This is a genomic window from Treponema sp. UBA6852 (genome assembly GCA_002449305.1).
Classification (GTDB): Bacteria; Spirochaetota; Spirochaetia; order Treponematales; family Treponemataceae; genus Treponema_D.
Genome location: DKDI01000032.1, coordinates 41,376 through 54,069, shown reverse-complemented (window position 1 = coordinate 54,069; position 12,694 = coordinate 41,376). Strand labels below are relative to the sequence as shown.

The 12,694-nt window shown below is 42.3% G+C and carries 16 protein-coding genes; 15 read left to right on the top strand and 1 reads right to left on the bottom strand.

Annotated features, from left to right (window positions below):
• The first annotated feature begins 93 nt into the window (after positions 1–93).
• From B3209_RS06410 to B3209_RS06360, 11 genes are all read left to right on the top strand, one after another.
• On the top strand, positions 94–1,092 hold the full coding sequence (locus B3209_RS06410; RefSeq protein ID WP_296664988.1) for a hypothetical protein: 999 nt from the start codon (positions 94–96) through the stop codon (positions 1,090–1,092).
• A gap of 34 nt (positions 1,093–1,126) precedes the next feature.
• Positions 1,127–1,801 carry a hypothetical protein gene (locus tag B3209_RS06405; RefSeq protein ID WP_296664986.1) on the top strand — a complete coding sequence of 225 codons (675 nt, stop codon included), beginning with the start codon at positions 1,127–1,129 and terminating at the stop codon, positions 1,799–1,801.
• A 1-nt stretch (position 1,802) separates the two neighbouring features.
• Positions 1,803–2,651: a CsgG/HfaB family protein gene (locus tag B3209_RS06400; RefSeq protein ID WP_296664984.1), complete on the top strand. Its 849-nt coding sequence runs from the start codon at positions 1,803–1,805 to the stop codon at positions 2,649–2,651.
• A 133-nt stretch (positions 2,652–2,784) separates the two neighbouring features.
• Positions 2,785–3,705, top strand: coding sequence for a DUF2156 domain-containing protein (locus tag B3209_RS06395; protein ID WP_296664982.1), 921 nt, complete (start codon positions 2,785–2,787; stop codon positions 3,703–3,705).
• A 2-nt stretch (positions 3,706–3,707) separates the two neighbouring features.
• Entirely contained in the window at positions 3,708–4,202 is a 495-nt protein-coding gene (locus tag B3209_RS06390) for a hypothetical protein (protein ID WP_296664979.1), read from the top strand.
• Positions 4,203–4,766: a methylated-DNA--[protein]-cysteine S-methyltransferase gene (locus B3209_RS06385; protein ID WP_296664977.1), complete on the top strand. Its 564-nt coding sequence runs from the start codon at positions 4,203–4,205 to the stop codon at positions 4,764–4,766.
• Positions 4,767–5,082: 316 nt separating this feature from the next.
• Positions 5,083–5,976: a leucine-rich repeat protein gene (locus B3209_RS06380; protein ID WP_349675601.1), complete on the top strand. Its 894-nt coding sequence runs from the start codon at positions 5,083–5,085 to the stop codon at positions 5,974–5,976.
• A gap of 216 nt (positions 5,977–6,192) precedes the next feature.
• The gene (locus B3209_RS06375) at positions 6,193–7,962 is read left to right on the top strand and encodes a 1-deoxy-D-xylulose-5-phosphate synthase (protein ID WP_296690208.1); all 1,770 of its coding nucleotides are present in this window, start codon (positions 6,193–6,195) and stop codon (positions 7,960–7,962) included.
• A 1-nt stretch (position 7,963) separates the two neighbouring features.
• A complete protein-coding gene (locus tag B3209_RS06370; RefSeq protein ID WP_296662266.1) occupies positions 7,964–8,521 on the top strand; it encodes a flavodoxin in 558 nt (185 codons plus the stop codon).
• A gap of 26 nt (positions 8,522–8,547) precedes the next feature.
• Positions 8,548–9,165 carry a flavodoxin family protein gene (locus B3209_RS06365; protein ID WP_296662267.1) on the top strand — a complete coding sequence of 206 codons (618 nt, stop codon included), beginning with the start codon at positions 8,548–8,550 and terminating at the stop codon, positions 9,163–9,165.
• A gap of 34 nt (positions 9,166–9,199) precedes the next feature.
• On the top strand, positions 9,200–9,568 hold the full coding sequence (locus tag B3209_RS06360) for a carboxymuconolactone decarboxylase family protein (RefSeq protein ID WP_296662268.1): 369 nt from the start codon (positions 9,200–9,202) through the stop codon (positions 9,566–9,568).
• Between the two features lie 34 nt (positions 9,569–9,602).
• Here B3209_RS06360 and B3209_RS06355 read toward each other — a convergent pair whose 3' ends face one another.
• Positions 9,603–9,953 (bottom strand): helix-turn-helix domain-containing protein, encoded by a 351-nt coding sequence (locus B3209_RS06355; RefSeq protein ID WP_296662269.1) that lies wholly within the window; start codon positions 9,951–9,953, stop codon positions 9,603–9,605.
• 122 nt (positions 9,954–10,075) lie between these two features.
• Between B3209_RS06355 and B3209_RS06350 the strand changes: the two genes are divergently transcribed.
• From B3209_RS06350 to B3209_RS06335, 4 genes are all read left to right on the top strand, one after another.
• Entirely contained in the window at positions 10,076–10,606 is a 531-nt protein-coding gene (locus B3209_RS06350; protein WP_296662270.1) for a hypothetical protein, read from the top strand.
• Positions 10,603–11,751, top strand: coding sequence for a hypothetical protein (locus B3209_RS06345; protein ID WP_296662271.1), 1,149 nt, complete (start codon positions 10,603–10,605; stop codon positions 11,749–11,751). The genes B3209_RS06350 and B3209_RS06345 overlap by 4 nt, the downstream gene beginning before the upstream one ends.
• A 103-nt stretch (positions 11,752–11,854) precedes the next feature.
• Complete coding sequence (locus B3209_RS06340) at positions 11,855–12,076, top strand: hypothetical protein (RefSeq protein ID WP_296662272.1); 222 nt, start codon at positions 11,855–11,857, stop codon at positions 12,074–12,076.
• Complete coding sequence (locus B3209_RS06335) at positions 12,043–12,690, top strand: DUF1566 domain-containing protein (protein ID WP_296662273.1); 648 nt, start codon at positions 12,043–12,045, stop codon at positions 12,688–12,690. Before B3209_RS06340 ends, B3209_RS06335 begins: the two co-directional genes overlap by 34 nt.
• The last annotated feature ends 4 nt before the right edge of the window (positions 12,691–12,694 follow it).

Here is a 12,694-nt window from a genome sequence, read left to right as displayed (position 1 = left end):
TTGAATATTTGGAATTTAAGTGTTATATTAAGACCGCTTATAGCTAAAAATGGGTGAATATTTGGAAAACTGAAGAATGGAAATCATGAAAATATGAAAAAAAGGATTTTATTTGCGGGCTTTTTTATTTTAGTTTCGAATCTTTTCTGCGAGAATTTTCCGCTTTGGTATGAGAACAAAGGCTTGCAGTTTTCTGATTTTGAATATATATCAGCGGTTGGAACTGGCTATAGCGAAGCTGCGGCAAAGGATTCTGCGCTTTCTGAACTGGCTTTGTATTTTGAAGCAAAGATTTCTGTTCAGCGTTCTGCGAAATTGCACGGAAGCGAAAGCTTATCCGGAAATTCTTTTGGAAACACTGAAAAGCAGCGTTCAGTTTATTCAGAAACAAATGTTGCATCTGAAACAAAGCTTCCTGCGGTTTCTTTTACGAATTCCTTTTTCAATTCCGCGCGGAACGAATATTCGGTTTGCGCCTACATTAAAAAAAGCGATGCGATAAACGAATTCCAAGGAATTTTATCTGCTGGAATTTTAAGCGTGAATGAGAAAATCCAAAAATCTGAAAACTCAAAAAATCCTTATCTTGCTTTTTCTGTTGCAAATTCTGCTATTATTTCGCTTGAAAAATTGCGGGATACGGTGCAGAGCCTTTCTGTTCTTGACGCGAAAAGCGGAAGTGAAAGCTTAAAGTCAATCGGGATTCTTTCAGAGCGGGCGGGCGGCATTATGTCGCGTGAAAAGCCGAAGTTGACTTTCAGCGTGGAAATTAAAAATGATGCCGAAAAAAACGTGTCTTATACGGTTCAGCAGCTTTTGGAGTCTAAAGGCTTTGTCTGCGGAATAAAAAATCCGAATTTTCTGATTTCAGGAAACGTTCATTATTCAGAGTCAAAAAATGCAGTCGGCGTTTTTGTGCGTCCTGCAATCTCGCTTCAGGTTTTTTCTCTGGATGGAAGCAACGAGATTTTAGGCTCTTATTCAAGGCAATATCCAAAATACGGCCACCGTGATTTGAGCAATGCGTACGCTAAGGCGCGCGTTGAAATAGAAAAAGATTTAAAGGAAAACCTGATTGATTCATTGTTTTAAAAACCGAATCTCAGTTTTTTCAGGAGGAAGACAAATGAAGAAAATTATTTTGATTGCCGGGGCTGCTTTGATTTGCTCCTGCGTGATTGGCTGCGCTTCGGCTCCGTCAAAGCCAGAAACAGCTGCGCAAGTCAGTGGAACGGAGCTTCTTGATTGGCAAGGCTCTGAATTTGGAAAAGGAGTTCCAGACTGGGTTGAATGTGTCTCTTCCCAGAACTACGGAAAGCTCAGCGCTTTGCCAGAGGCAAAAGATAAGGCTTTAATTGCGGTTGAAGGCTATGGGGATGACAGGGACTTGCTTAGAATTTGGGTTGAAACAGACCGTGCGTCTGGAGAGATGACAAACAGAATTGAACAGACAGTTACACGTGAAGCCGGAACTGCTGCCAGCGGAAACAAAGACTCGAGCGACGCCAAAATAAAAATGGCAAAAGCTGTTACAGGCGCATTCTCGCAGTCAAAAATCAACGGATTCCAAAGGCTTTCAACATTCTGGACCCAAGTAAAAAGAAAAGAGGACGGCGTTGTGGAATACCGATATTACGCATTGTTCGGAATTGACAACAGCGTTCTTGATGAGCAGCTTGCGATTGTCATGGGAAAAGTCGAGGCAAAAACTGCTGAAGAGAAAAGCTCGCTTGATGAAATAAACCGCGCTGTTCAGCTGTCTGCGCATAAGGCAGGCGTTATTACTTCGGAGGTTCGCTAAGATGAAAATGAGAAAAATAATTTTTGCGTTCATGTTTTCTTTGATTGGTGTTGCCGTTTCTTTTTCGCAGTCAAAAGGCGTTACGATTGATAACGCGCTGAATCAGGCGGCAGAGAAATTTTCTTCTTCGCTAAAAAACAAAACAACTGTTGCAATTCTTGGAATTTCATCGTCTTACAGCGAGCTTTCTGAATATATGCTTGGCGAGCTGACTACAGATGTTGTTCAGCTTAGAAAGCTTCAGGTTGTTACTCGAGCAAATCTTGATGTCATAAAAAAAGAGATGAACTTTCAGCTTTCAGGCGAGGTTAGCGATGAAACAATGCAGCAGCTCGGAGCAAAAACAGGCGCGCAGACTGTAATATCGGGAACTTTTAAACCTCTTGGAACTTTTTATGTTCTTGATATTCAGGCGTTCGATGTTACAACTGCCACGATTCAGGATACATATAGAGCCAATGTTGTAAGCGATGAAACGCTGGAGCTTCTAACCAAGAAAAAAGTTGTCGGTGCTAGCGGAAAAATTCAGGCTAACGACTACACAACAGGAGAAAGGTTTGGAATCGGATTTCAGAATATCTTGCTAGGACTAGGTTCATATAGGAATGGGCACTGGGGTGATGGAATTTTGATGACAGTGGCAGATGCGGTTGGAATTTTGTGTGCCGTTGCAGATCCTGAAACGGGATTTAAGGTTGGAACTTACATTATTGGCGCGTCTATAGCTTACGGATTTGTTCGTCCTTTTTTCTATCACAAGAACAGCAGCGTAAACATAAGCATGAACATCGGCGCGATTCCGACTGCGCATGGAGTTGAGCCGGGAGTTTCATACAGGCTTTCGTGGTAACGTCTGGAGTTTTTGCTTTCAATAAAACAGCTTTGCATAATTTTGCACGGCTGTTTTTATGTGTTATTTTTTCAAAACTTTTACTATACAAAAATCTGTTGCAAAGTTCGCCCGTTATGATTATTTTTATTGCATGAATCTTTCTGACTTTGAGTGGGTTGGGCAGAACCTCCGCGCGGAAAAACTTTTGGGAAGCGACAGTGCGCCTGCAAGCATTTTTCTTCTTCAGGACAAATACGGAATCGAGCTTTTGGTCAAGGACGGATTTCTGTTCCGGCGTTACAACGGAAACGGTAGCAGGAACGGATTCGGTTTTCCTCTTGCGGTTTCTGAAAATTCCTCTCTGAAGAATGCGCTTTCTTTTCTTGTTGAAAAATGTTCCGCGGAAAAAACGCCTCTCAGATTCTGCCTCTGCACGCGCGACCAGAAAAACGAGATTGATTCCTGCCTTGCCGAAAATTTTCCGGGAATTAAAATCAGCTGGAATTCTGACCGCAACGACAGCGACTACATTTACCTTGCGAAAAATCTTGCGGAGCTTCCGGGGCAGAAATTCCACAAGAAAAAAAATCACATCGCGCGCTTCATGCGGCTTTACGAGAACCGCTGGGAATTCAGGACTTTCCCCCAGAATGACATTGCGGATGACATCATTTATATAGAAGAAAAGTGGCTGGATGAGAAAAATTCTTCCGGCGGAAATCCTGACCATGCGCTTTTGCTTGAAAAAAAGAGCATCACCTCGGCGGTTGAATTCCATTCTGCGCTGAACATCCGGGGCGGAGTTCTTTACGTTGACAAGAAGCCTGCTGCGATGACGCTTGCAAGTCCGGTTTCGTCTCAGGTTCTGGACATTCATTTTGAGAAGGCGCTTTCAGATTATGCGGCGGACGGAGCGTATTCCGTGGTGAACAATCTTTTTGCGAAGGAATCTGAAAATTTTACTTACCTTAACCGCGAGGAGGACATGGGTGTTGAAGGACTGCGCAAGGCGAAACTTTCGTACAAGCCCGACATCATTCTGGACAAATTCTACGGAGAGGTGGAGAAATAATCATGCTTTCAAAAATCTTGAAAAAATCCGACTGCGCGTCATGCCGGTTCTGCTGCTCATTCCGCCGCCAGAGCCTTTGGGAAACTCCGCTTTTTGACCGGGAGACAAAGGAACGGCTTGAGAAAAAATTTCCGCTTGCACGTTTCCGCCCTGTAGGGAAAGATTCGTTCACCGTTGACCTTTCAGCCGGCTACAAAACCGATGAGCCTGACGAGGAGGCCGCCTGTCCGTTTTTGGATTCTGAAAAAGGCTGCGTTCTCTCTGCCGAGGAAAAGCCGTTCGACTGCAAAATCTGGCCGCTGCGTGCTGTGAGAAAATCCGCTGGTGGAAAAATTTTTGTCGCGCTGACTAAGACCTGCCCTGCGGTGAACCGGCTTCCGTTCTCTGAAGTTCAGGAGCTTGTGAAATCCGGGCTTGGTGGGAAAATCCTTTCTTACGCTTCTTCCCATCCCGACATCGTGAAGGACTGGCGCGAAAAATTTGCTGAGGTTGAATAGATGAAATATATTTTTGAATACGCCTCTCCGCTTGGAAAAATTTTTATCGAAAGCGACGGAAAATTCCTGACCGGTCTTTGGTTTGAATATTCGTTCGACGAGAAAAAGCACGCAGAAAATTCAGCTGGTGAGGTAAAGAAACTTTCTGCGGATTCCCCGGATTTGCCTTCCGTGATTTTTGAAACCTGCCGCTGGCTTGACGTTTATTTTTCGGGGCGGAATCCTGACTTCACTCCGGAATTCAGAATCGAAAATCTTACGCCTTTCAGAAAACTGGTTGTTGATGAGATGCTGAAAATTCCGTTCGGTGCAACGGCGACTTACGGTGGGATTGCAAAAAATATTGCCGCGAAAAAAGGGCTTGAGAAAATGAGCGCGCAGGCTGTGGGCGGAGCTGTCGGCTGGAATCCGATCTGCATTGTGGTTCCGTGCCACCGGGTTCTCGGCTCAAACGGAAGTCTCACTGGCTATGGCGGCGGAATCAAAAACAAAATCGCGCTTCTTAAACTTGAGGGAATCAACACGGAAAAGCTTGCGCTTCCAAAAAGCCGGAAGTTTATGTGATGAAAAAAGAGAATTTTCAGGCTGTGCTTACGTGACATATAATGCAAAATAGACGCTACAGTTTGTCTGTAGTTGCTGCATAGTTAAACTGTATAACAAGCACAGACAAGCTGTACTGTCGCCCCAGAAAAACTGTACAGCTTATACAGACAAAATTGCATCGTTATACAAGAGTTTCTGCAAATTTCCCAACTTTTTTCTTTATTTATCGTGATATTTGATTTCCTATGCTGTATAATTTGAACATACTAAAAAATATTTCATTTTAGGAGAAAGCGATGAAAATCAATTTTAACTTCTTTACCCCCCCCATTGGATTTTAGCTTGCATTCTAACTCTTAGCCTTGCATTCACATTCACTTCCTGTTCCAACGGCTCAAGTTCAGATTCTGATGATGAAAAACCAACCTACACCGTAACTTTCAACCCAAACGGTGGAAGTGGCACAATGAATTCGCAGATTTTTGTTTATGGTGAGCCGCAAAAACTTTCACCAAACAAATTCACAATGGACGGAAAGGACTTTCTGGGCTGGGCAAAAACTTCCGGCGGAAACATAGCCTACGATGACAGTTCCGAATACACAATCGGCGCGGCGGACGTTACGCTCTATGCCGTGTGGGGAAAATTTGTGAATGCCGATACCGACAAAGCCGCAGCAGCAATCGCAACACTGGAAAGCGGAACATCTTCGGAAAATACGAATATTTATACAATAAAAATTACAAGCGGAGAGATAACCAACAAAAAACTGTATGATATAGGAACTGCAATAAATAAAAATCGCAATTATATGAGATATATTCTTGACCTTACTGCTGGCGCGAATACAAACGAACTTACAGAAATAGTTGATTATACTTTTCAGAGTTGCAATCTGTATGGAATAACTCTTCCGAATTCTATAAAATCGATTGGCAATAATGCTTTTGAAAATAACAAATTTGAATGTATTGTAATCCCAAATTCTGTTGAAACTATAAAAACGTCAGCTTTTAAAGATTGTATAAATCTTACAGAAATAACGCTTCCTGCAAACCTGACTTTCATCGACGCTTCCGCATTTGCAGGCACTGCTCTAAAAACCGTAAACTACAAAGGCACGCAGACGCAGTGGGAGGCACTCAAGGCGAATATCAGCACAACCGGCAACGACAAACTCATCGGCGCAAAGATAATCTGCACCGACGGCGTCATAAACGGAGAGTAAGCTTGTCATTGCCGGACTCGCCACTATGTCATTATCGGGTTAAGCCCGATAATGACATTAAATCATAAAACTCGAAGTTTGGGCTAATTACATTATTCTAAAAATCTAAAGTACATAAAGTTTATATTTTTCAAAAAAAAATCCTTGACAGTTGATATTTAGTTTATTATATTTTTTATTAGTTACATTATGTATCTTAAAAATACAGGAGAATATATGTACTTGGAAAAAATCAATTCACCATCTGATTTGAAAAAACTTTCTTTGGAAGAGATGACGGCTCTTGCGGGCGAAATGCGCGAGGCTTTGTTCAACCGTCTTACGAAAATCGGCGGACATTTCGGACCGAACTTTGGAATGGTTGAGGCGACAATCGCGCTTCACTACGTTTTTAACTCGCCTGTGGACAAGTTTGTTTTTGACGTTTCTCATCAGAGCTACGCGCATAAGCTTTTGACTGGGCGAAAGGCCGGCTATCTGGACGACGCGCATTTTGTGGAAGACTCGGGCTACACAAATCCAGAGGAAAGCGGGCACGATTTTTTCAACGTCGGGCACACTTCAACTTCGATTGCGCTGGCGGCAGGCCTTGCGAAAGGGCGCGATGTCCTTGGCGGAAAGGAAAATATCATCGCGGTGATTGGCGACGGCTCTCTTTCTGGTGGCGAGGCTTTGGAGGCTTTGAGCGTTGCCGGTTCTGAGATGAATTCAAATTTCATCATTGTTGTGAACGACAACGAGATTGCGATTGCGGAAAATCACGGCGGAATCTACAAGAATCTGAAGGAGCTGCGCGAGACCAACGGAAAATCTTCCAACAATATGTTCCGCGCGTTCGGTCTTGACTATATTTATGAGGAAAACGGAAACGACATCGGCGCGATGATTTCGCTTTTTGAAAAGGTAAAGGACATTGACCATCCAGTTGTGCTTCACATCCACACTTTGAAGGGAAAGGGCTACGCTTTTGCTGAGAAAGACAAGGAAGCATGGCACTGGACGCTTCCGTTTGACCGCGCGACAGGAAAATCGACTGTGAATTTTGGAAACGGCGAAAGCTACGGCGCGATTACTCCGAACTGGATTATGGAGCGTGCGGCAAAGGACAAGAAATTTGTTGTTGTGACTCCTGCAATGCCGGCTTCTGTGGGGCTTGTGCCTGAGCTTCGCGAAAAGCTGGGGGCGCAATATCTTGATGTTGGAATTGCGGAGGAGGCTGCAACTGCGGTCTGCGCCGGAATCGCGAAAAACGGCGGAAATCCGCTCTTGGTTACAAATATGACTTTCTTGCAGCGCGCCTACGACCAGATTTCGCAGGATGTCTGCATAAACAATCTGCCTGTTACAATGCTGATGAACTACAGTTCGTTTGACGGACTTACGGACGTTACGCACTTGGGAATTTTCGGGCTTGCGGCGTTCACAAACATTCCGAATCTTGTGGTTCTTGCCCCGACATGCGCGGAAGAATATCTGAATATGCTGAACTGGTCTATCGGACAGAAATCCCATCCGGTTCTGATTCTGATTCCGGGAAATGAAGTTTTCCACCGCTCATCTTGTGCAGAAGAAAAAACTTTTGACGTGCTTGACACTTACAAAGTTGAAAAGAAAGGCGAGAAAGTCGCTGTTTTTGCGCTCGGAGATTTTTACCAGAAAGGCGAGGCTGTTGCGGCGGCGATAAAAAGCGCTCTAGGCTTTGAGCCGACTTTGATAAATCCTCGTTTTGCAAGCGGCGTTGACAAGAATCTTCTTGAGGAGCTTAAAAAAGACCACGAGCTTGTGATTACGCTTGAGGACGGAATCGTGAGCGGCGGATTTGGCGAAAAAATCGCCTCGTTCTACGGAACTTCAAATATGAAGGTGAAGAACTACGGCCTGGAAAAGAAATTCTACGACCGCTACAATCCTGCCGAGCTTTTGAAGGAAGTCGGAATGACAACCGGGCAGATTGTGGCTGACGTGAAAGAAATTCTGGGAGAATAAAATGAAAAAATCAATTTTTTTAATTCTAGGAGCATTTATTATGTTTGGAGCAAATGCGCAGAGTTCTCAGGGAACACAAAACGCAAAAAAAACGGTTGTCTGCTATTTCAGCGCGACAGGAACAACCGAGCGGCTCGCAAAAACAACTGCTCAAGCCTTGGACGCGGATATTCACGAAATTGTGCCGGTTCACAAATACACGAGCGCGGACTTGAACTGGCACGACCGCAACTCGCTTTCTTCTGTTGAGTGCAACGACGAAAAAAGCCGGCCTGCAATCGCAAGCTCAATCGACTTGAGCAGCTACGACAACGTGATTGTCGCGTATCCAATCTGGTGGGGACTTGCGCCGAAAATCGTCTACACATTTGTTGAACAGAACGACTTAAGCGGCAAAAATCTTGTAACTCTCTGCACAAGCGGCGGAAGCGGACTCGGACGAAGCGGCTCGGATTTGGCAAAGCACGCGAAAGGCGCGCTCCTGAAAGGCGGACGGGAATTCAGAGGAAGTTCATCTGGCGTTGAAGTGAAAAAATACATCGACGGAATTTTGAAATAAATATCGAAGCTTTTTGGAGTTTGAAAATGAAAGTTCTGATGATTAACGGAAGTCCGCGAAAAGACGGAAACACATCGATTGCGCTTGAAGAAATGAGAAAGACTTTTAAGGCGGAAAGCGTGGAAACAGAAATTGTCCGCGTCGGAAACCAGAATGTAAGAGGCTGCATTGCCTGCGGACGCTGCGGCGAGACAGGAAAATGCGTCTTTGACGACGTTGTGAACGAGCTTGCCCCAAAATTCCAGGCGGCGGACGGACTTGTTGTCGCAAGCCCGGTTTATTACGCTTCCGCAAATGCCACATTGATTGCAGTTCTTGACCGCCTCTTTTACAGTTCCCATTTTGACAAGACAATGAAAGTCGGCGCAAGCGTTGTGTGCGCAAGACGTGGCGGCTGCTCGGCGACATTCGACGAGCTGAACAAATATTTCACCATATCGAATATGCCGGTTGCATCCAGCCAATACTGGAATTCCATTCACGGCCGTCTGCCTAGAGAAGCCGAAATGGACGAGGAAGGAAAACAGACCATGCGCGTGCTTGCAAGAAACATGACATTCCTAATGAAAAGCATCGCATTAGGAAAAGAAAAATTCGGTCTGCCTAAAACAGAACAGCGTGTTTCGACAAATTTTATCCGGTAGGGGAAATATCCGCAAAATCAGAAAGGAAAAAAATATGCCGCAAAACGAAAACACAGAAAACCAAAATCAGCAGCTGCCTCCGCAGAAAATTGTTCAGACTGCAGGACGCGCGGCTCTCGGCGAGTTTGCCCCGGACTTCGCGCACTTCAACGACGACATCCTTTTCGGCGAAAACTGGAACAATCAGGACATCGACATAAAGACCCGCTGCATTATTACGGTTGTCTCGCTCATGTCGCAGGGAATAACGGACAATTCGCTCAAATACCACCTTGAAAACGCAAAGAAAAACGGCGTAACCAAAAACGAGATTGCCGCGATTGTAACCCACGTTGCGTTCTATGCCGGCTGGCCGAAAGCCTGGGCTGTTTTCAGTCTGGCAAAGCAGGTCTGGGCGGAGTAGATTTGCGGCGACATTTGCGAAAAAAAATTCGTCTTTAATGTGCTATTTGGCTTACAATCTGCATTATGGCTTTTTGATTTTCTGGCGAAAGTTTGTCAAAATCTTCTATTAATATGTGATATTTTTTATACAAGGCTTCCTTCTTCTTGGCTGAAATTGTTGGCTGGGGGGGGGTGGCTTGTTGACTGCTTTTTTGCCCCATAAGATTTTCGACCGTAGTTCCTAACGCGTTTGCAATTCTTAACGCCACATCCGCCGCCGGAATGCTGTTTCTAGCAATTCCTGTTGAAATTGAATTGAGCGAAAATTTTGCCTTGTAAGCAAGTTCCTTTCTTGTTAAGTTTTTAAGCTCGCGTTCTTGATCCACTTTTTCCCAAAAATTCATGCCTTAAATAATAACACAATTGTATTTTTATTTCGTTGACATGACAATAATGTGTTTGTATAATTTTGTGTAACACAATTGTGTTATTATGATTTTAATTTTTTTAGATGGAGGCATTGAATATGAATTGCGAAATTATTGTTTCTGTATTTTCTTTTATCCTGAGTATTTTTGTTTTTGCATTTTATCTTATTGACCGTCATTTTAAGATGGTGGAAATTTCCATGAACTATAGAACTCAGGTTTTGGAATGGTATGAAAAATGCATCCAGATTTTAAAGCTTATTCCAATAATAAAAAATAATAAAGAAGAACTGGAAAAAGCAAAAGCAAGATTTTCCGGACTTATAGAACAAGGAAGATTCTTTTTTCCAAATATTGACAAGAAAGATGGATTTGGGAATGAAAAGGTTTTGCACCACCGAGGATACAGCAACATAATAATTAATTTTCTTACGGACTGCTACAACCTGATTGCCTATTTTGATGATGCAGAGGCGATTAACGAATATGAAAGAAAAGTAGACTTTTTTACAGCCGCTGTTTTCAGATGTTTTTCTCCAAATAATTTTATAAAAAAGGTCGAAAAAGTTACATTATCTTCATGTTCAGAAAATCTTGTTAGAGAAGACCTTTGGAGGATTGAAATATGAGCTATAAGACTATAAGAGATGAACGCTTTGGAGAGAGTGCCAATACTAATGGAAATAAATCTTTTGGAAAATTTTCTTTAGAACATGGTGGATTTTTTATTGGTGAAGATGTAAAAGCAAGAATGAATCTTATAAGAAATTCTATTCTTGAAGTTAGAAAAAACTGGAATGATAAAAAATTTAGGAAGAAAGCTATTAAGTTGTTTAAAAATCATATAGGTGGAAAATCTTTGCTGTTTATGGATTTTTTTAACGATGAGTGGTATGAGTTTCAGAAAAATCCTCCTGCAGAACAGAACTGCGACTTAATAAGATTTTATACATCTAGTGATGGTTATGAAACGATTTTTAAATACATGAATTCAATTTTTAGAGAGGAACATGACAAAGAAGTGTATGATTCTGCAGCGTTCCTTGTTGAATGCATGAATATTGAACTTTACAACTTGGTAAAAACGAAGCTTGAATTTTCCAACTTTGAAAATACAATTTACAGAGGAATAATGCTTGATGAAAATACAATTTCAAATTTGCTGGACATAAAGGAGCTCGAAGTTCAGGATCGAAAATTTGCAGTTCCGTTAAGTTTTATGTCTTGCAGCAAGAGTCAAGATGTTGCAAAACAGTTTTTAGAAAAGCAGGAACGTCGACCGTATGAAGAGAAGGTAAGAGGTTTTTGTCCTGTACTTTTTAAAATTCATGTTACAAGTTTGGATAAAACTTTTCTTGACCTTTATAAAAGTTATTATCCTACTTCTATTGTCTCTTCTATTTGTGCTGTTGATATAGAAAATATTTCTAAATATATGGAAGAGCAAGAAGTTCTTTTGCGTGGAGCATTTTTTCAGGTTTTAAGATTTTATGAATCAAAAGAAAAGATAGATGGAAAAAATGTGTATGTCTTTGAACTTCTTATGCACAATTCCAACCGAGACCATATTACAACCAGTGCATTTGAAAAAACAAACGCAAGAAGACTTTTTAATACACTTATAGAAATTGACCGCATGAAAAAATGCCAAGATTTTTTTGAAAGTGCTAGTGATAAAAAGCCTTATAAAAAAGTAGAAGAAGATAAGCTTAAAGAGTTGGAGCAAATACAAAAACTTTGCCATGAAGAAAAGTTCTCATCCATGAATCTTTGAGGAGAACGATTTTACAAACGATGAAAAACTGAACGATATTGACTCAAGAGAAACGCTAATGAAATTTGAGAAAATTAAAATAAGAAAAACAGGAGAAATAAACATGAAAAAACTAATATCCGCTTTGATTATTGCCGCTTTAGCGGTTGTATGTGGTTTTGCGGAATCTGCACCTAAGTCTATGGCGGTTGCAACATTTGATGTTACAGGAAATGCGGTTTCTAGTGATGAGGCGGAATCCATAACTGAACTTTATACATTGCAGAACTTGTTTCAACCGGAAAAGTTTCTGTGGTTGACCGCACGAATTTCAACAAGATTTTAAAGGAAATGCAGTTTCAGGCTGGAGACTGGGCGAACAGTGAAAAAACAGTAAAACTTGGAACAGCTACTGGTGCGGAAATTATAAGCCGTGGGAAGATTATAAAGCTTGGAAGCAAGATGTATCTTTCCGCAACGCTGATTGACGTTAAGACCGCAAAAGTTTTGTCGAGTGCGAAAGTTCAATTTGTTTCTATTGATGACATTTTCGGAATTCTGACGGAATTTGCAAAGGATGCGGTGGAAGGTCTTTCTCTGAAAATCGGCGACATTGGACCGGGCGGTGGACTTGTTTTCTACATAGAAGGCAACCGTGCGTATGAGTGCAGCGAAGTTCTAGGTGAAAGAAATTGGAGCGAGGCAAAAACTTTGTGCAGTGAATATCGAGGCGGTGGATATGACGACTGGTATCTGCCAAACAAAGATGAATTAAATTATATTTATTTGAACTTGAGAGAAACTGGAGAAATTTCAGGCGACGGCGCGTTCTGGTCTTCGTCGGAGGACGGCGGCAATCCTAATCGCGCGTGGAAGCAGTGGTTCAGTGACGGCGATCAGGGCTACTACCGTAAGTATGATACACATTCTGTTCGAGCCGTTCGGGCTTTTAGCTATTAAACAC